This window comes from Caulobacter sp. GW821-FHT10C03, from assembly GCF_059415485.1.
This window is the reverse complement of the sequence record NZ_JBWKNI010000027.1, coordinates 1-18,952: the sequence shown is the minus strand read 5'-3', so window position 1 is coordinate 18,952 and position 18,952 is coordinate 1. Positions and strand designations below refer to the sequence as shown.

Sequence of the window (18,952 nt, the reverse complement as noted above, 5' to 3'; positions counted from 1 at the left end):
AATAAAGCGATACGTGATCGAAACGGCTTGGGAACGGTTCGCTTCAAGTCGCCAGCGGTTGCGGCCCATGAGCCTTGGCGGGGGCGAGGCTAGGATCCTTGATCTTGAACCACATCGCGTAGAGCGCCGGCAGGAACACCAGGGTCAGGATCGTCCCGCCGATCGTGCCGCCGATCAGGGTGTAGGCCATCGACGACCAGAACACCGAGAAGGTCAGGGGGATGAAGGCCAGGATGGCGGCCAAGGCGGTGAGGATCACCGGCCGGGCGCGCTGAACCGTCGCCTCGATGACGGCATGGAACGGGTCCAGGCCATCCTCTTGGTTGGTGTGGATCTGGCCGATCAGGATCAGGCTGTTGCGCATGATGATCCCGGCCAAGCCAATCAGTCCGAGGATGGCGTTGAACCCGAACGGCTGATGGAAGAGCAGCAAGGTCGGCGCGACCCCGACCAGGGCCAGGGGCGCGGTCAGCAGCACCATGAACATCGCCGACAGAGAGCGGACCTGGAAGATGATCACGATCATCATCAGGATGAACATCAGCGGGAAGATCGCCGCCAGGGCGACGTTGGCCTTGCCGGCCTCCTCGATAGAGCCGCCCATCTCGATCTTGTAGCCGGCCGGGAGGGCGGCGATGATCGGCTTGAGGTCCTTCATCACCTGGGTGGAGACGTCCGGCGGCTGCAGCCGCTCGTCGATATCGCCGCGCACGGTAATGGTCGTCAGGCGGTCGCGACGACGCAGGATGGGATCTTCCATGCGCACCTCGGCCCGGCCGATCTGGTCGAGCGGGATGCGCTCGCCAGAGGCGCCGACCAGGGAAAACGCCCCGAGCCTGGCCGGATCGAGACGATCGGCGCCGGACGTGCGCGCCACGATCTCGACCGAGCGGATGTCCTCGCGCACCTGGGTCACCGGCACGCCGGTCAGCAGGAACTGAAGCTGCAATGACGTATCGCTCGAGCTCAGGCCAAAGGCCCGCAGACGATCCTGGTCGAGCACGAAGTGAACCGTCGGGACGCGCTCGCCCCAGTCGGTGTTGACCTGGCGCAGGCCGTCGTTGCGCAGCATCACCGCGCGGACCTGCTCGGCGATCTGGCGCACGCGCGGGGCCTCGGGTCCCATGACCCGGAACGCCACCGGGAAGGGCGAGGGCGGGCCGAACACGATCTGGGTCGCGCGGATCCGGGCGCCGGGCACAGCCCCGCTGGCCGCGAACGCGCGTAGGCGATGCTTGAGGGCCTCGCGGGCCTGCTGGTTGGGGGTCAGCACGACGATCTTGGCGAAGGACGGATCGGGCAACTCCGGCGAGATGGCCAGAAAGAACCGCGGCGCGCCCTGGCCGATATAGCTGGTGACGATCTTGGCTTCGGGCTGACGGCTCAACCAGGCCTCGACCTTCTCCACCGCCTGGCCGGTCGAGGCGATGCTTTCGCCCTCGGGCATCTGCACCTCGATCAGCACCTCGGGCCGGTCGGAGATCGGGAAGAACTGCTTCTTGGTCGCGCCCATCATCAGGACGGCGATGACCATCGCCACGCCCACGCCGGCCGCCACTTTGAAGCGATTGTCCACCGTCCAGGTCACCATCGACCGCAGCCGGCGATAGCGGGGGGTGTCGTAGATCGCCGCATGGCCGCCCTCCACCGGCTTGATCTTGGGGATCATCAGCACGCCTAGATAGGGCGTGAAGATCACCGCCACGACCCAGGAAGTGATCAGGGCGAAGGCCACGACCCAGAAGATGTTGCCGGCATATTCGCCGGCCGTGGACTTGGCGAAGCCCACCGGCATCAGGCCGATGATCGTCACCAGCGTGCCCGACAGCATGGGCGCGGCCGTATGGCCCCAGGCATAGGTCGCCGCCGAGACGCGGTCTCGGCCTTCCTCCATCTTCACCACGATGGTCTCGATGATGATGATGGCGTCGTCGACCAGCAGGCCCAGCGACAGGATCAGCGCGCCTAGGGTGATGCGGTCGAAGTCGCGGCCGGTGACCAGCATGATCACGAAGACGCCGGCCAGGGTCAGCGGCACGGCCATGGCCACCACCAGCCCGACCCGGAAGCCCAGGCTGACCAGGCTGACGACGATGACGACCGCGAGCGCCACGAAGAACTTCAGCATGAACTCGTCGTAGGCTTCCTCGATGTTCACCGATTGATCGGTGACCTTTTCGAAGCTCATGCCCAGCGGCATCTCCGCGGCGATGGCCTTGGCTTCGGTCTCGAGGTCTTTGCCCAACTGCAGGCCGTTGTAGCGATCCTTCATCACCACCCCCAGCTCAATGGCCGGCTCGCCGTCACTGCGGATCAGGAAGGTGGCGGGGTCCTGGTAGCCGCGCTTGACCTGGGCGATATCCGCCAGCTTGAGCGTGCGACCGCCGACCACGATCGGCGTCTGGCGGATCTTCTCCAAGTCGTCGAGCGCGCCGTCCAGGCGGATCTGCACCTGAGGGCCCGCCGTCTCGATCGAGCCGCCCGGCGTGACGAGGTTCTGATCATTGAGGGCCGCAAAGAGGTCTCTGGGGCTGACGCCCAGGGTGGCGATGCGGGCTTGCGAGAACTCCACGAAGATCTTTTCGGGTTGCTCGCCGATGATCATCACCTTCTTGACGCCGGGGACGTGCAACAGCCGCTGGCGCAAGGCCTCGGCCTGGCGCACCAGTTGGCGGTGGGGCTCGCCCTTGGCCTTGAGGGCGTAGAGGGCGAATGTGACGTCGCCGTACTCGTCATTGACGAACGGACCCAGGACCCCGCGCGGCAGGTTGGCCGCTTCGTCGCTCATCTTCTTGCGGGTCTGGTAGAACTGTTCCTGGACCTCCTTGGCCGGGATCTGGTCCTTCAGCGTCAGGGTGGTGAAGGCCAGGCCCGGCCGCGTGAAGGTCTCGCTCCTGTCGTACCACTTCAGCTCCTGCAACCGCTTCTCCAGCGGCTCGGCCACTTGGTCCTGCATCTCCTGGGCCGTGGCGCCGGGCCAGGCGCTGACGATGGTCATGACCTTGATCGAGAAGCTGGGGTCCTCGGCGCGTCCCAGCTTCATGAAGGCGAAGGCGCCGGCGAAGGTCACGGCGATGATCAGGAACAGCGTGATCGAACGCTCGCGGACCGCCAGGGCGGAGAGGTTGAAGGTCATTGAGCCGCTCCGCTCTGAACGCGGACCTTCTGGCCCTGGTGGAGCATGTGGGCGCCCAGAGCTACGAACCGGTCGCCGCCGGACAGGCCTCCGGCGATCGTAACCGTCTCGGTCCCCAGAGACGCCACTTGCACGGCGCGCCATTGGACGGTGGAGGTACGCGGATCGATGACCCAGACGCCCGGACCCTTGCCGGCGTCGTAGAGGGCGCCGATTGGCGCCTCGACGCCGCGTGCCGCCTCGCCGCCGGCCTGGCCGGGCAGGGCCACGACCATGGTCGAGCCCAGCGGCGCCTGGGCCGCCGGACCGCTCAGCACGTACTTGGCCTCATAGGTGCGGGTGCGCGGGTCGGCCGCGTCGGAAAGCTGGCGAAGGCGCGCCTGGCCGGCCTTGGCGCCGGTGAATGCGTAGGCGTCCGCCGTCGAGCCGAGCGGGGGGCGAACGGTCTCGGGCAGGGTTATGGTGGCCTCGCGCGGGCCGGCATGGGCCAGGCGCACGACGGGCTGACCGGCGGCCACGACCTGTCCGGGTTCGGCCAGGGTTTCCATCACCACGCCATCGGCGTCGGCGATCAGAACCGCGTAGCCGGCGGCGTTGCGAGAGACGCGGGCCTGGGCCTGCGTCGCCGCCAGCTGCGCCTGAGCCGCATCGGCGGCCGCCTTGGCCTGGTCATAGGCGAGGGCGGAGACCGCGCCGGCCGAGACCAGGCCGCGATAGCGCCGCTCCTCGGAGGCGGTCTGGACGGCGCGGGAGCGGGCGGCTTCGACCAGTTCGTTCTGGGCCGCGACAGCCAAGACGTAGTCGGCCGCGTCGAGGCGCATCAGCGGCTGGCCCAGGCGCACGGTCTGGCCGGCGTCGACAAGCCTGGCGACCACCTTGCCGGCGACCCGAAAACCCAGGTCGCTCTGGACGCGGGCCGAGACGACGCCGCTGAACCGCCGCTCGCCGGTGGTCGCCGGACCCGCGACGGCCGTCCGGACGATCGGGGCTTGGGTGCGCGGATCGTTGGCGTCGGCCTTGCCGCCACAGGCGGTCAAGGGAGCTAGGCCGCCTAGGAGCAGGACGGCGGCGAGGGTGCGAGACGACATGGCTTGAAGGTCCTGCCTTGACGGAAGGTCCCTAAGCTGGCGGCGAGTGACTAAACTGTCAACTAGTCACTTTTGCTCATGGCGCGAGACTGCGAAGCACGAGGTTGACCGCCTTGGTCGGCGCTTCGGGCAAATCGTCCAGATTGTGCTTGAGCATCAGCGGATTCATGAAGCTCTGCATGACCAGCAAGATCGCCTCGCAGATCTCGTCGATCGGCGTCTTGCGCTCGAACTCGCCGGTCTCGCGGCCCAGAAGAATGATGTCGCGAAGGATGGCCTCAGCTCGCGCCAGATAGGCGATCACCGAGGGCCAGCGTTCTTCGGCCGAGTGGGCGGCGATGTCGTAGAGCAGCTTGTCCTGGAAGAAGAGTTCTGCGCTCTTGCTGGTTATTCCATTGAAAAAACGGCGTAACTTATCGGAAGCTGTCTTGCCTTCAGCGACGCCGGCCTCGCCCGCTGCAAGCACCTTGTCCAGGCACTGGACGCAGATCGCCTGGCCGATCGCCTGCTTGGAGTCGAAGAACTTATAGATGTAGGCCTTGGAGAAGCCGATCGCCTTGGCCAGATCCGCAACCGTGGTCTTGCCATAGCCGTAACGGCTGAAATGCGCCTCGGCCGCATCGACGATCTGGTCTCGGATACCGTGCTCGATGGGCCCGCGTTGGCCGTCCGCAGGGGGGGAGGGATCGAGGGTGCTCATGGCTGGCAAGCTAGCATCGGTCATCGCGATTGACAAACAAGTGACGATATTGGCATTTGGTCACATCTGGTTTCTTAGCCCGGAAAGTATGCCGATGCGCGCCGTCTTCCTTCGGACTCTCCCTGCGATGGCGGGCGTCGCCGTGCTGGGCGGTTGCGCGATCGGTCCCAACTATGTGGCGCCGACGATCGCGGCCCCGCCGGCCTTCATGGGCGGGGCCGCCGTCGCCGCCAGGCCGGTCCCGGCCGCGCCGATCGATGCCTGGTGGCGCGGCTTCAACGATCCGGTTCTTGACGGGATGGTCGATCGCGCCCTGGCCCAGAACCTCGACCTGGCGCAGGCCGCCGCCCGCGTAACGCAAGCGCGGGCGGGCCTGGGCGCGGCGACCGCCGCCCTGCTGCCCTCGGCGTCGATCGAGGCGCGCGGCGCCCAGGCCCACGCCTCCACCCAGACCCCGACCGGGCGCCTCCTGGCCGCCACGCCCAACTTCGATCGCGACGGCGCGCTTTATGAGGCCAATGTCGTCGCTGGCTGGGAGTTGGACGTCTTTGGCGGCTCGCGTCGCGACCAGGAGGCGGCCCGCGCCCAATACGAGGGCGCTAGGGCCGGCGTCGCCGCCGCGAGGCTGGCGGTCGCCGCCCAGACCGCCGACACCTACATGCTGGTTCGGGGGCTCCAGGCCCGTTTGGCCGTCGCCCGCGAGCAGGTGGAGACGCAAGCCCAACTCGTCGAGACGGTCCGCCTGCAGCGCGCGCAGGGCGTCGCGGCCGAACTCCAACTGCAGCAGGCGCTCGGCGCCCTGCAGCAGACCAGGGCTGGCATCCCTGCTCTCGAGGAAGGCCTGGACGCGGCGCTCAACGCCATGGACGTGCTTCTGGGCGCGCAGCCGGGAACCTATCGCGCCGAACTGGCCGTGGCGGCCCCGATCCCGGCCGCGCCGGGCCTGGCCGAGGCCGAGGGGCCGGCCGAGCTGCTGCGGCGGCGTCCCGACCTTGTCGTGGCCGAGCAACGGCTTCGCGCGAGCAACGCCCAGGTCGGATCGGCCCTGTCGCAGTATTTTCCCAAGTTCTCTCTGAGCGGCCTGGTCGGCACGGCCACCACCAGCAGCAGCACACTTTTCGAGAGCCCCGCGTCGCAGGCTCAAGGCGTCCTCGGTCTTCGCTGGCGGCTCTTTGACTTTGGCCGGGTCGGCGCAGAGGTCAGCACCGCCCGCGGCCAGAAGGCCGAAGCGCTGGTCGCTTACCAGCAGTCGGTCCTGCGGGCGACCGAGGACGTGGAGAACGCGTTCTCCAGTCTGGTTAAGCGCGAGGACCAGGAGCGGGTGCTGGCTCAAGGCGAGGCGGCGTTGGTCAAGGCCAGGGGCGCGTCCAAGGTCGCTTACGACGCCGGCGTCGTCAGCCTTGTCGAGGTGCTCGACGCTGATGCTCGCCTACTGGCCGTAAGAGACGCCAGGGTCCAGGCTCGGACCGAGGCGGCCCGTGCCTCCATTCGTTCATTCCGAGCCTTGGGCGGCGGCTGGGGCCACACGGTCGGGGCGAGTAAAGGTTAGGGGCTCCGCCAGCGACAGCAATTGAACGTCCGGAGTCTGGAGTGGCTCCAAGGTCAGTTCATGGCGCATTGCGTCGCAAAGCGCGCATGCATGTAGCTAGTTCGCGGGGCTGTTTGTCCGGGACACGCATTGAGCGTGGTTGATCGGAGTGTCGAAGGTAGAGTGCTGATTGACGAGGATCGGCGCCTCTACTTTGTAATTTTCATTCGGGCGGGTCTTTGTAGTCGGTGTGCTGACGCGCCGTCAGGCGCGTACGGCTGGGATCGAAGATCAGATTGATCACGGCAAAGAGCGCCAACAGTCCCGCCAGAACCGTCGCCAACCGGAAGCCATAGGCGGCGTCGCCGAAGCGATCGCTGACGAGACCCATCATCCAAGGCGAGACCACGGCGCTCACGCAGGTGAAGAACAGGATGACGCCGGAAACCGAGCCATGCTGGGCCTTGGGGAAGCAACTGATGCCTTTGGAATTGATGGTCGGATAGAGTACCGACATGAAGAGGCCCGAGACGGGCAGGGAAAACACAGCCACATCGCGCCCACCCATCAGCGCCATGCCAAAGCAGATCAGGATCGCCACGCTGCATAGCGCGACGACCTTGGCCCAGGCCAAGCGGTGGAGCAGCCAAGCCCCCATGAAGCGGCCGACGGCGCGCAGGACGAAGAACACCGACAATGCGTAGGCGGCCAGGACGACTGCGGGTCCCTGGTAGGCGGCCAGAAGGGTCGGCATCCAGACGTAGATCGCCGTCTCGACGCCGACATAGAGCATGATCGCGAGGCTGAAGGCCAAGGCGTAGGGATTGGCGAACATGGCCAGGGTGACGCGCGGGTCGAGTTTCTCCTGGGCGGCCCGGGGCGTCTGGGGATAGCGGACCGCCAGTGCGGCGATGATCAATAGGACGCAGAGGGCGCCGGCGATCACATAGAGCCACTTCCACGATGCGCCTGCCGCCAGCAGGGCTGCGACAATGGCCGGGCCAATAATGGCGCCGACGCCGAAGAAGCCTTCCACCATGTTCATGGTGGCTGTGTGGGCGCGAGTGGAGGTCGAGATGTCGCCGATCAGCGCCAGGGCCCCGGTCTTGAAAACGCCGATAGCCAAGCCCGACAGCAGCAGAAGGCCCACGAAGAAACCGAAGGTCTGGCCCACCGAGAACAGGAAGGCCGAAGCGGCGAAGGCGACCAGGCCGATGACGATGGTGGCTTTGCGGCCGAGGCGGTCGGCCAGGAACCCAAGGCAGACCCCGCCCAGCGCGATCCCGGTCATGCTGGCGTAGTGGAACGAGCCGGCAGCGGCCATCCCTAAGCCGAAGGTCTTAATGACGTGGGGGATGATGACGCCGACCGAGTCCGTGGTCATGGCGAACATCATGAACATCAGATAGGTCAGCACGCGGATCAGGCGCGGGTTGCGCTGTGCGTCGGGGTCCGGTGCGATCATCGCTGCTCTCCAGCTCTGGTTTCGAAGGACGGGCCTGGCGACTCCAGTATGCCAAGGCCGAGCGCGACGGCGCCGAGCAGGCCGGAGGTCTGGCCAAGCCCAGGCGCGGCGACGAACGCCGCGATCGCGGCGTCCGTGTCCAGCGCGTCGAGATAGCCGGCGAGCTTGGCGGCCAGGAGTTCGCGGGTCCGCGCCAGCAGCCGCGGATTTTGCCCGACCCCGCCGCCGACGATCACCCGCTGGGGCGAGGCGACCAGCACCAGGCTCATCAAGAGCTGGGCCAGATAGTCGGCGACGAGATCCCAGACCGGATCATCGACGGCCAGGGTCTCGCCCGGCGCGCCCGTCCGCGCGGCCAGGGCAGCACCGCTGATCAGGCCTTCCAGACAGTCGCCGTGGAAAGGGCAGCATCCGGTAAAGGGGTCCTTGGCCGTGTCGCGCCGGACCAGCAGGTGGCCGGCTTCCGGATGCAGGAGGCCATGAACGGGGCGCCCATGGACCACCAGCCCGACGCCGACCCCGGTGCCGATGGTGACGTAGGCATGGTTGGACAATCCCTTGGCCGCGCCCCAGGCCCCTTCGGCCACAGCCGCGCCCGACACATCGGTGTCGAAGGCGACCGGCAGGCCAAACCTGCGGCAAAGCCTGCCGGCGACGTTTGCGCCCGACCATCCCGGCTTGGGCGTCTTCAGCATGTGGCCCCAGTCGGCCGCGGCGCGGTCGAGCCGAACCGGACCGAAGCTGGCGACGCCGATCGCGTCGAAGCCGCCATGCCGGTGCTGATCCTCTAAAACAGCCTCGATCGCCGCCAAGGTCTCCTGCGGCGTGGTCGTGGAGATCCGGACCGGAGCGGTCAGGTCGCCCGGGCTGGAGCCAAAGGCGATCAGGGCCTTGGTGCCGCCAAGCTCAATCGCCGCGATCCGGGTCATCGGGTCACCAACCACTTGATTGCGTAGGGACCCAACACCTGCGCAGGCCCGGCATAGGGCTCACCGTCGAGAATGTCCTCGGTCAGGTCGTCGAAGGGCGGCGGTAGCGCCGCGCCGACCGTTGAAGCCGACAGGTTGGCAAGGCATAGGAAGCGCCGCTGGCCCTCCTCGCGCACGAAGGCCAAGAGAGAAGGAACCGCTAGATCCAACGGCTTTGCGGGGCCGGCCACGCCCAAGTCAGCGAGCACTCGAGCGCGCCGCGCCAAAAGGCCGAATGACGTGAAGAGGTGAGCTTCCAGCGCCTCCGGATCATGGCGTCTTCCTGCCGCCTCCCAGTCCATCAGCGGGCGATGCAGCCATCGTCCGTCACCAGCCCGCAAAGGATCACGCTGGTAGGCGACGTCGTCGTCCAGGCCGATCTCGTCGCCCATGTAGATCAGGGGCCAGCCGTCCAGCGCGTGAATGACGCCATAGAGCAGGGTCAGGCGGCGCGCGCCCATCCCGTCCAGGTCCTGGCCAGCGTTCAGGCCAGCCAGCGAGGCGGCCATGCCATTGGTGGAGGGCACGCCCCCCGCCGCGGTCTGAAAGGCGCGCCCGCGCGAGAAACCCCCGCCCTGGCCGTAGGCGTCAGACCAGCGCTTGAGGTCCTCGGGCGGAGCGTAGGCGGCCAGAGCGTTCCAGATCAGGTCGTCGTGGCAGCGGACATAGTTCAGCCAGGCGCCATGGGCGGGTTTTTGCGCCGCGACGGCCAGGCATCGGCGGGCGATCGCCGCATCGGCGTCGGCCAGGGCGCCCCAGAGGGCGGTCATGACGACGTTGTTGTAGGCCAAGTCGCAGCCGGGGGCCGAACGGCCAAAGAACGGCAGGACGTCCTCGAGGCTCTCGATGGCTTCGGCCAGCAGCACCACGCCGGGGGCGACGATCGACAGCGCCGCGCGCCAGGCTTCGACGATGGCGTAGGCCTGGGGCAGGTTGCGGCAGGTGGTGCCGGCCTGCTTCCAGAGATAGGGCGCGCTGTCGAGCCGGAACCCCTGGGCGCCCTTGGCGGCCAGGAATATCAGGACGTCGAGCATTTCGGCGAACACCGCCGGATTGGCGTAGTTGAGGTCCCACTGGAAGGGATAGAAGGTCGTCCAGACGTAGCCGTCCATGTCGGCGTCGTAGGTGAAGCTGCCTGGCGCGGTGTCGGGGAAGACGTCGATCAGGTCGCGGTCGCGCGCCGCGGCGCTCCCTGCGTCCGGCAGGACGACATAGTAGTCGCGATAGGCGGGATCGCCCGCGCGCGCCCTGGACGCCCATTCGTGTTCGCGGGCGGTGTGGTTGCAGACCACGTCCAGGATCAGTCCCATGTCGCGCGCGCGTAGATCGGCGGCCAGGGCTTCGAGGTCATCAATGGTTCCTAGCCTGGGATCCACCCGGCGATAGTCGGAGACGGCGAAGCCGCCGTCGCTGTCGCCGGGGCGCGGCTCCAGCAGGGGCAGGGGGTGAAGCCAGCGCACGCCCAGTTCCGAGAGGTAGTCGAGCTTGCCGCGCACGCCGGTGAGATCGCCGGCGAAGCGATCGACGTAGAAGGTGTAGGCGCTTTGCCCCGGCGCCAGCAGCCAGGCCGGATCCGCCTCGCGGGCGGCGTCGAGCGCGCGCAGCGGCTCTGGCCGGGTGCGGGCGGCCGCCAGAAGCCTGGACTTCAACTGCTCCAGGACGATCGGGTGGTTCTCGTGGCCGCCGTAAAGGTCTTCGAAGATGGCCGCGATGGTCGGCCATAGCGCCGCGAAGCGGCGTTGGACGGCGTCCTCGTGCGGTGATTGGAGCGGGGAGGCCAGGACCATGCGGTGAAGCTCTTTGGGAAAGAAAGGCCTCGCCAACGCGGCAGGAGCGCGCGGCGAGGCTAAGGAACCAACGGGGGAAGCCCGCCGGTCAGGGACCTAGAAAGCGTAACGAAGCGTCGCCGTGACGGTTCGGCCGTTGATCGAGCGGGCCCGGATCGCATTGACCGAGCCGGCCGTGATTGCGCTCTCCTCGGCTTCGGTCAGCCCGACCTTGTCGAAGAGGTTGTTGGCGTTGACCGACAGCGAAAGGCCCTCGGCGATGTTGTACTCGGCGAAGGCGTTGACCTGGGCGTAGCCGGGGAAGGCCAGCAGGTTCTCGTCCTGGGCGTAGGCCTTGGTGGTGCCGATCACGCTGGCGCCGATCGTGGCCTTATCGCCAAAGCGCCAGGTCGGGGCGAACTGATAGATCCACTTGGCCTGGCGACGAGGGGTGTTACCGACCACGGCCGGATTGAGGGCGTCCTTGTCGATTACCGCGTCGGTGTAGGTGGCGCCGCCGCTGATCGAGAAGTCGCCGATGCGATAGCTGGCTTCCAGTTCCACGCCCTTGGCCTTGTAGGTCCGGTCGAAGAACTTCTGGCTGGTGGCCTCGAAGTTCTGCTCTTCGGTCTTGGCCCAGAAGGCCGTGGCGAAAAGGCCAAAGCCGTCGCGACGGAACTTCACCCCGCCCTCGACCTGGTCGACCATGTCGACGGCGTCCTCCTTGGCCACCGTGCCGTCAGCCCGGACCTTGCCGAACAGCAGCCGGTCGGCGTTGGCGCGGCCGCCGCGGCTGGCGCGGGCGAACACCGCGAGGTCCGAGGTGAACTGGTAGTTGGCGCCCAGCGACCAGGAGGTGTAGCCCCAGTCGTAGTTCACCGGCGCGGCGCTGGCGTTGTCGACCACCGACACGCTCTGCTCGACGGTCTGGATCACGCCATCGCCGTTGACATCGACGCTGGCCTGCTTGGCGCCGGCGTAGCTGCCGCGGGCCTTGCCCTCGTCTCGGCGCAGGCTGGCGTCGAGGCTGAGGTCGCCGACGCGGGTGGAGAGGCTCAGATAGGGCGCGTCGATGTCGTAGGTGACGTCGTAGCGGCGGGTGCAGCAGTTGCCCCAGTAGGGCACGCCGTAGGCTGCGAGCCCCGCCTGGGTCAGCTTGGTCCCGGCGCTGTTATAGACGTCGAGCAGGGCGGCGTTGTCACCCTTCACCTCCATGATGAAGGTGTTCCACAACCAGTCCATGGCGATGGTTTGGCGCGACTTGTAGTAGCCGGCGGTAACGTCGACAGAGAAGCCGCCGACATCGAAGGCGCGCGACAGCTTCAGGTCGTTCATGGCGTTGCCGAAGTCGTTGATCTCGACGTCGAACATGTGCACGCGCATCGCCAGACCGTTGCCATTGAGGCTCGAGGGCGAGGTGATCGTCTGGCCCGCCAAGGGGCCGTTGGCGTAGCGCAGGGTCGCGCCGGTTCCGCCGATCTCGGCCGCCAGGGTCTGGGCCGAGGTCACCTCGGCTGGGAAGGGCGCTACGAAGCGGCCCGAGGTCTTGGCGACCTTGAAGCGGTCCTCGATCTTCCAGCCGCCGACATTGAACTTGGTCTCGGCCCCGAACTGCAGGGTGTCGGGGTGCATGCCGTCGGCGACCTTGCTGATCCGGCGATTGCCGTCGCCGTCGAGGCCCGGATTGGTGGTCAGGTAGACGGACTGAAGATCCTCGTGGCTGATGTCGAACCCTGGGAAGGAGCCGATGCTCGGATCGCTGTTGGAGCCGGTGACGCGGGTGGGCATGGGCAGGTAGCCGACCGCGCGGTCGTCCAGGTACTTCACGTGCAGGCGGACGAAGCCGTTTTCGAACTCCTTGGTTAGGTTGGCCTTGATCTGGCCGCCCTTCTCGGAGGTGTAGCCCGACTTCCGCGCGCCTTCACCTTCCCGGTAGAAGCCGCCAACATGGAAGCGCAGGGTGTCGCTGATCGGCGCTCCGTAGTCGAAATCCAGCCGCGTGTGGTCATAGCCGAGGCCCTTGGTCAGGGCGATCGCGCCGCCTTCGGTATCGCCGGTCTTGCTGATGAAGTTGATCACCCCGCCCGGCGAGTTGGAGGCGAAGGTCGAGGACGAGCCGCCGCGGACGGACTCGATGCGCGAGACGTTCTGGTCGGCGCGCAGGAAAATGTCGGCGTTGCCGAAGGCGATGTCGCCGAACTCCATGACCGGCAGGCCGTCTTCCTGCAACTGCAGGAACTTGGCGCCGCCGGAGGCGACGGGCAGGCCGCGGACGGCGATGTTGGCGTTGCCTTCGCCGCCGGTCGATTCCGAACGGATACCGGGAAGACTCCGGAAGATCTCGGCCGTGGAGCGCGGCGCCTGGGCGGCGATCTGGTCAGCCGACAGAGCGCTGACCGAGATCGACGAGGTCATCTTGGTGGCGCCATCGCGCGAGGCGGTCACCACGACCGCGTCGAGCGCCAGGACGTCCTTGTTAGTGTCGGTCTGGTCCGCCTGCCTGGCCTGAGCCAGCGCGGGAACCATCGCCAGCGCGGCTACGCCGGCCACGAGCTTGGCCTTGTGCTTGTCCATTCGCTTCCTCCCAGTGACGCGCCTCCGTTCTTGAAGAGGAGGCTGCGAGCGTGAGCATGCGGGTTACGCAATCGATTGCGAAGGGTGATTTTTGCAATCCCGCGATTTACGCAATCGATTGCGTTATTTTCGCAACAGTGCCGCTGGGAATGCCGCCCGGTCAAAGCCGCCCGGTCAAAGCCGCCTGGTCAGGATCCGCGGATGATCAGCTGGGGCGGCATGAAGACGGAGGACACATCTTCGCCGGCGATCTGGCGGAACAGCAGATCCACCATGGACCTGGCGCCGGTCGCCAGGTCCTGCCTTACGGTCGTGAGCGCCGGCGCCACATGCCGGGCAAGGGCGATGTCGTCGAAACCGACCACGGACACGTCGCCCGGAACAGACCGGCCAGCTTCGACCAGCGCCTGGATGGCGGTGATGGCGATGAGGTCCGAGGCGGCGAAAACCGCGTCGAACGCCACGCCGCTTTCGATCAAGTCCCGCACGGTGGCCTGGGCTGTCTCGACCGTGAAGTGGGCGGCCGCGCTCAGCTCCGGCTGCGGCTTGAGGCCAGCCTTGGCCAGCGCCCGCAGATAGCCCTCGCGGCGAAGGCCGACTTCGGGCGCCTCTGGCGCGCCCAGGAAAGCGATCCTTCGCCGTCCTAGGCCGATCAGGTGTTCGGTGGCCAGCTGGGCGCCGGCGATGTTGTCGGTGCCTACGGTGCAGTAGTGCTGGTCGTCCAGCGCGCCGCCCCAGACCACCATCGGACGATAGGTGCTGGCCACGGCGTTGAGCGTTTCATGCTGGTCGCTCTGACCGATGACTAGGAGGCCATCGGATTTGTGGGATTGGACGATCTGTTCCAGCCAGCCGGGGCGCGGAGCCACCACCTTCTTGAGAAGCACCTCGTAGTCGCGGCCGGTGATCTCGTCGGCCAGCCGGCCGATCATCTCCAGGAAGAACGGGTCGGAGATCAGCTGCCCGGCCTCGTGGCCGAGCGGCACGATGACTCCGATTACATGGGTCTGCTGCAGGCGAAGACTGCGGGCGGCCTGGTTGATCGCGTAGCCCTGGGCGTGGGCCAGGGCTACGATCTGCTCACGTAGCGGCTGGGGGATCGACTTGTGGCCCGACAGCGCCCTCGACACCGTAGAGGTCGAGACGCCGGCGAGCCTGGCGATGTCCGACATCTTGATGCGGCCGGAGTTTGCGGATCCGTTATCGGGAAGCTCATTACTCATGAATCGACGATAGTTTATCGTTCGCGCTTTGCACCAGTTGCTTCGGGTCCAGTTGACGGCGTCGGCCGCCTATCAAGTTTTTGGCGAGAAGAACGAGAGAGAAGCAGGCTTGGTGGTCCGTAAGCGCGCCGCTGTGCAATGTCGGATCCAGGAAGGTGCCGCAAGGTCAGCTTCTGGCGCGACCCGGTCGGCGATGCAGACCTCCGGCCCGGCTGAGAAGGGCGGGCTTGTGACGTTGGAGTGAACCCGAAGAACTTACATTCAGGTTCTGCGACGATCACCGTCGCCGCGTCTGAGGCCGGCGCCTCAAGCCCATCATGATCGCTGCACGCTGGCGCGCCACGGCGCTGCGGCGCAGTCGAACGCCTCACGGTCTGTCCTTCGCCATTGCCTCGCCGCGAACTTGCTCCAGAGCCGCGAGTTGCGCGTCGATCATCGTCTGGTTGGGGTCGTGCCCAGTACGGGCGAGTGGCAAGAACACTTTCTTGGGCGCGGTCAGATCGTCGAAATACGCTTTAGAGACCTCCGGCGGGGTCACCAGATCGGCCTCGCCCTGCAGCATGTAGACTGGCATGGCGAACGCCGTTCCCAGCCTGCGCAAGTCGATCTTCGGCCCCATGCCGTCGCCGGCGAGGCCGACGAAGTTCAGGAAGGAATAATCCTCGCCGGCGGTGTAGTCGGTCTCGTAGGCGGGAGTGTCGTAGCCGGGGCCGAACGTGAACCAGCCCTTGGGCGGTGCGTCGGTCGCCAGAGCCTCGTACTTGCGGGTGATGCGGCGCAGGATTCCGAAAGCACGGGGATTGGTCCACGGCGGGGCGCCGAGCCCCTCCAACTTGCCAATCGACTCCGTGTCGCCGGCGGCTCGCGCCAGACCAAGGGTCTTGGCGTAGCTGGCCGCCATGTCCAGTTGGTAGTTAACAAGCTGGGCCGTGCCGACATAGGCGCTGAATAGGTCCGGCTCCGCCATGGCGATGTTAACCGCCAGGGCCGAGCCCCAGGAGCCGCCCATGATGATGACCTTGCGCTTGCCGAAGCGATGGGTCGCATAGCGGGCCATCTCGACGCCGTCGGCCGTCAGGCGCTGGAGAGTCAAAGCCTCGTCTTCGGCCGGCTTGTTAGCGCCATAGGTCTTGCCCGAACCACGCTGGTCCCACTGGACGACGGTGAAGTCCTTTGCCCACTCGCCGAACAGGGCGTGGGCGAAAGGCGTGTTCGGGTTACCGGGACCGCCGTGGACGATCAGCACCACCGGATTGGCGCAGTCGTGCCCCTCGACCGTCACCCACTGCTTGATACCGCCAATGTTGATGAAGCCGGACTCGTTGATGGGCTGGCCCCGCGTTCGACATCCTGGGCTAAGCTCCGTCGCGTGGGCCTCCCCGACGACGCCACAGGACAGCAGCAACGCCGCAGCGAAACCCAATACTCTCATGTCCGCCCCCAAACACGCCGCTCATCGCCCAAGATGGACGCGCATGCTTCGTGGCGCTTATCACCGCAGGCGCCTGCGCCGAAGTCGAAACCCAGGCGCCCAACTTTACATGGTGGCCGTCGGCTCAAGGTTTGTTCGATACAGCGTGCCTTGAAGCTGAAAGATAAGCCGCCGTGAATGGCTCGCCCAAAGCTGACGATTTCAATTTCCGACTAGGGTCGATCTCGCCCGTCTGCATGGCGGGCTGAATGTCCGCTTGCTGGAGGGATGCCAACGTCAGCAACTGGCGCGCGTCGGACGACGACCGAGGCCTCGATGATGAGCTGGGGGCGATCGTCGCACCAGAAGGTTGTCGATCAGGGTCCGGAACAGGCCGCGAAGGCGCCCATCGTCGCGCGTGCTCGAGACGATCGAACGCTCAGGCGAACTCCTCTCGCGATATCACGCCCCGCGCGATGAGGATGCCGATCAGGACTGCGGTGACACCAGACTGATAGTCGGCCATTAGCAGCAATGCGGATTCATTAGCGGTCATGCGCGCGCTCCAATGCGGGCCTGACTCAGAACTCTTCCCAGCTATCGAGCGCCGGCGCCGCTGAGCCCCGGACCAGCATCGGGGCGCGGGTCATTGGGCGCGTCTTTTGGATCGCGCCGGGGCGCTCGCGAGGCGGGCTGGACGCGGCGTTTGCCGCCGTGACCGCGCTGATTCTGAACCTTCCGACCATCTGGCGAAGCTCGCTGGCTTCGAACTTCAGGCTGGCGGACGCGGCGGTGGCCTCCTCGACCATGGCCGCATTCTGCTGGGTGACCTGATCCATCTGATTGACCGCGACATTGACCTCGTTGAGGCCTGTCGCCTGTTCCTTGGAAGACTGGGCAATCTCGGAGATCAGGCCGTCGATCTGGCCAACCTTCTCGACGATTTCGCCGAGCGCGCGGCCGGTTTCGCCGACCAGCTTCACGCCGCGTTCGACCTGCGAGCCGCTGTTGGCGATCAGGGTCTTGATCTCCTTGGCCGCCTCGGCTGAGCGTTGGGCCAGAGCGCGGACTTCCTGGGCGACAACCGCAAAGCCGCGACCAGCCTCCCCAGCGCGGGCGGCTTCGACGCCAGCGTTGAGAGCCAACAGATTGGTCTGGAAGGCGATTTCGTCGATGACGCCGATGATGCTGGTGATCTGGCCCGACGACTTCTCTATCTCGCCCATGGCGGCCACGGCGTCGCCAACGATCTCACCCGAACGAGCGGCGTCTGCCCGGGCGCTGGAGGCGGCCGCCGAAGCCTGCCGGGCGCCCTCAGCGCTGCGATTGACCGTGGCGGTGATCTGGTCGAGGGCGGCGGCGGTTTCCTCGAGGCTCGCGGCCTGCTGCTCCGTGCGGCGCGAAAGATCGTCCGACGCGATGGAGATCTCATCGGCGCCGGCGCCGACGCTGCCGGTGGCCGTGGTCACCGAACTCATGGTTTCGTCAAGGGCGGCTAGAGCGCGGTTGAGATCGTCACGCACCTTCTGGAACTGTGGATCGATCGGCTGGTTGAGCCGGCAGGTCAGGTCGTTAGCCGCCAAGCGCTCAAGGGCGGCGGCTATTTGGTTGATGGCGTCGACCCGTCCGGTGATGACCGTGGCGAACTTCACGACCTTCTCGACGCGACCCTTAGGTCCGAATACCGGGTTGTACGAGGCCTGGATCCAGACCTCCGTGCCGCCCTTGCCAACGCGCTTGAACTCGGCGGCTACATATTCGCCCGCGTTCAACCTACGCCAGAAGTCAGCGTAGTCGGGCGATCCGGCGTAGGTCTTGTCGAGGAACATCCGATGATGTTGGCCCTTGATCTCCAAGAGGCTGTAGCCCAGCGCGTCGAGGAAATTCTGATTGGCGTCCAGAACCAAGCCGTCGGTGGAGAATTCGATGATCGCCTGAGCGCGGCTGATGGCGGTGAGCTTGGCTTCAAAATCCGCGTTACGCAGCTTCTGATCCGTGATCACCGTGGCGACCTTCACCACCCGCGCAACCTTGCCCGCGCCGTTGCGGACAGGATTGTAGGAGGCCTGGATCCAGACCTCACGTCCGCCCTTGCCGATGCGCAGATATTCACGTGCATCAAACTCGCCTTGGGCGAGCTTGGACCAGAAGTCGCGGTAGTCTTGACTCGCCGCATACTCAGGCTCGACGAACAGGCTGTGGTGCTTGCCGACGATCTCGGAGAGCCCATAGCCCATGGCGTCGCAGAAGTTGGCGTTGGCGGACAGGATCTTGCCCGACAGGTCGAATTCGATCGTGGCGAGTGAACGATCCAGCGCCGCCAAGGTATGGGCCGGATTGCCATTCAAACGATTGCGTAACCCAATCAACGCGCTTCCTCCGAGGTCAAGCTTTCGCGCATAGGAAGCGAACTAGGGTCAACGAACGGTAAAATTCGAAGATATGGTTTGTCGCGGTCTTAGAAAATCGAGCCCGATTTGGGTTGCTTGTTCTCAATTAAAGGTAGCTATTTTCTGTTCAAAGAATTTGATGATGGAGAATATTGATCTGATTTCGCGCTATGCGGGAAATCCGCGACGCGAACGTGAAGATTTCTAGCGACGATCTGCCGCATCGCATCGGGCCTGAGAAGCGACCGGCCGATTTGACGACATCTACAGAGGAAGTTTGGCGCGCGGCGCGATCGGATCCTCTTGGCCCGAGGCGCGTGCGCCACCTGAGCGCTAAAGTCGTGTTCTTGGAGGTGATCCAGAGTCGGCTATTGGCACGCCGGGCCCAGGAGCGTCGTGTTCCTGGCGCTGAACCAATGTCCGCAAATGGCGCGGCGTAGACCAGTCGCTACGCCCCTTTGGAATTCATGATCAGCCGGGCGTGTTTTCATGGCGTTGCATTCTTAGCACGACGCTAGGTCTTCCCGATCAAAGGAGCGCCAAGAAGACGGCGACGACAAAGGCGCCGCCGGCTAGGATCGCCGCCAGCCTTGGCCACCACGAAAGCAGCAGCACCAGCAGCGACACGGCCACGCACATCTGGCCGACCCAGGTGGTGACGCCGAGCGGCGCGCCCAACCGAGCCACGGCGGTCGTGGCCGCC

At 66.1% G+C, this 18,952-nt stretch carries 12 protein-coding genes and 1 pseudogene; 1 reads left to right on the top strand and 12 read right to left on the bottom strand.

Features of this window, described 5'->3' with window-relative positions; all coding sequences use genetic code 11:
- Nucleotides 1–43: 43 nt before the first annotated feature.
- The 3 genes from AC07NG_RS23415 to AC07NG_RS23405 all read right to left on the bottom strand — a co-directional run bounded on the left by AC07NG_RS23415 (nt 44) and on the right by AC07NG_RS23405 (nt 4,924).
- Nucleotides 44–3,136, bottom strand: coding sequence for an efflux RND transporter permease subunit (locus AC07NG_RS23415; RefSeq protein WP_494596688.1), 3,093 nt, complete (start codon nt 3,134–3,136; stop codon nt 44–46).
- Nucleotides 3,133–4,224 carry an efflux RND transporter periplasmic adaptor subunit gene (locus AC07NG_RS23410; protein WP_494596687.1) on the bottom strand — a complete coding sequence of 364 codons (1,092 nt, stop codon included), beginning with the start codon at nt 4,222–4,224 and terminating at the stop codon, nt 3,133–3,135. Before AC07NG_RS23410 ends, AC07NG_RS23415 begins: the two co-directional genes overlap by 4 nt.
- A 76-nt stretch (nt 4,225–4,300) precedes the next feature.
- Entirely contained in the window at nt 4,301–4,924 is a 624-nt protein-coding gene (locus AC07NG_RS23405; RefSeq protein WP_494596686.1) for a TetR/AcrR family transcriptional regulator, read from the bottom strand.
- A 94-nt stretch (nt 4,925–5,018) separates the two neighbouring features.
- Here AC07NG_RS23405 and AC07NG_RS23400 point away from each other — a divergent pair, with 94 nt between their 5' ends.
- Nucleotides 5,019–6,473 (top strand): efflux transporter outer membrane subunit, encoded by a 1,455-nt coding sequence (locus AC07NG_RS23400; RefSeq protein WP_494596685.1) that lies wholly within the window; start codon nt 5,019–5,021, stop codon nt 6,471–6,473.
- A gap of 202 nt (nt 6,474–6,675) precedes the next feature.
- On the opposite strand, the gene AC07NG_RS23395 is transcribed toward AC07NG_RS23400, so the two are convergent.
- The 9 genes and pseudogenes from AC07NG_RS23395 to AC07NG_RS23355 form a co-directional block, all read right to left on the bottom strand.
- Nucleotides 6,676–7,917 (bottom strand): MFS transporter, encoded by a 1,242-nt coding sequence (locus tag AC07NG_RS23395; RefSeq protein ID WP_494596684.1) that lies wholly within the window; start codon nt 7,915–7,917, stop codon nt 6,676–6,678.
- Nucleotides 7,914–8,846 carry an ROK family protein gene (locus tag AC07NG_RS23390; RefSeq protein WP_494596682.1) on the bottom strand — a complete coding sequence of 311 codons (933 nt, stop codon included), beginning with the start codon at nt 8,844–8,846 and terminating at the stop codon, nt 7,914–7,916. The genes AC07NG_RS23395 and AC07NG_RS23390 overlap by 4 nt, the downstream gene beginning before the upstream one ends.
- Nucleotides 8,843–10,672 (bottom strand): alpha-amylase family glycosyl hydrolase, encoded by a 1,830-nt coding sequence (locus AC07NG_RS23385; RefSeq protein ID WP_494596680.1) that lies wholly within the window; start codon nt 10,670–10,672, stop codon nt 8,843–8,845. The genes AC07NG_RS23390 and AC07NG_RS23385 overlap by 4 nt, the downstream gene beginning before the upstream one ends.
- 96 nt (nt 10,673–10,768) lie before the next feature.
- A complete protein-coding gene (locus AC07NG_RS23380; protein ID WP_494596678.1) occupies nt 10,769–13,225 on the bottom strand; it encodes a TonB-dependent siderophore receptor in 2,457 nt (818 codons plus the stop codon).
- Between the two features lie 188 nt (nt 13,226–13,413).
- Entirely contained in the window at nt 13,414–14,223 is an 810-nt protein-coding gene (locus AC07NG_RS23375) for a substrate-binding domain-containing protein (RefSeq protein ID WP_494596764.1), read from the bottom strand.
- Nucleotides 14,224–14,280: 57 nt separating this feature from the next.
- Nucleotides 14,281–14,448, bottom strand: a pseudogene (locus AC07NG_RS23370) (LacI family DNA-binding transcriptional regulator); the annotation flags it as partial.
- 367 nt (nt 14,449–14,815) lie between these two features.
- On the bottom strand, nt 14,816–15,880 hold the full coding sequence (locus AC07NG_RS23365; RefSeq protein WP_494596677.1) for an alpha/beta fold hydrolase: 1,065 nt from the start codon (nt 15,878–15,880) through the stop codon (nt 14,816–14,818).
- Nucleotides 15,881–16,440: 560 nt separating this feature from the next.
- Nucleotides 16,441–18,228, bottom strand: coding sequence for a methyl-accepting chemotaxis protein (locus tag AC07NG_RS23360; protein ID WP_494596675.1), 1,788 nt, complete (start codon nt 18,226–18,228; stop codon nt 16,441–16,443).
- Between the two features lie 549 nt (nt 18,229–18,777).
- On the bottom strand, nt 18,778–18,936 hold the full coding sequence (locus tag AC07NG_RS23355) for a DUF3325 family protein (protein ID WP_494596762.1): 159 nt from the start codon (nt 18,934–18,936) through the stop codon (nt 18,778–18,780).
- Between the last annotated feature and the right edge of the window lie 16 nt (nt 18,937–18,952).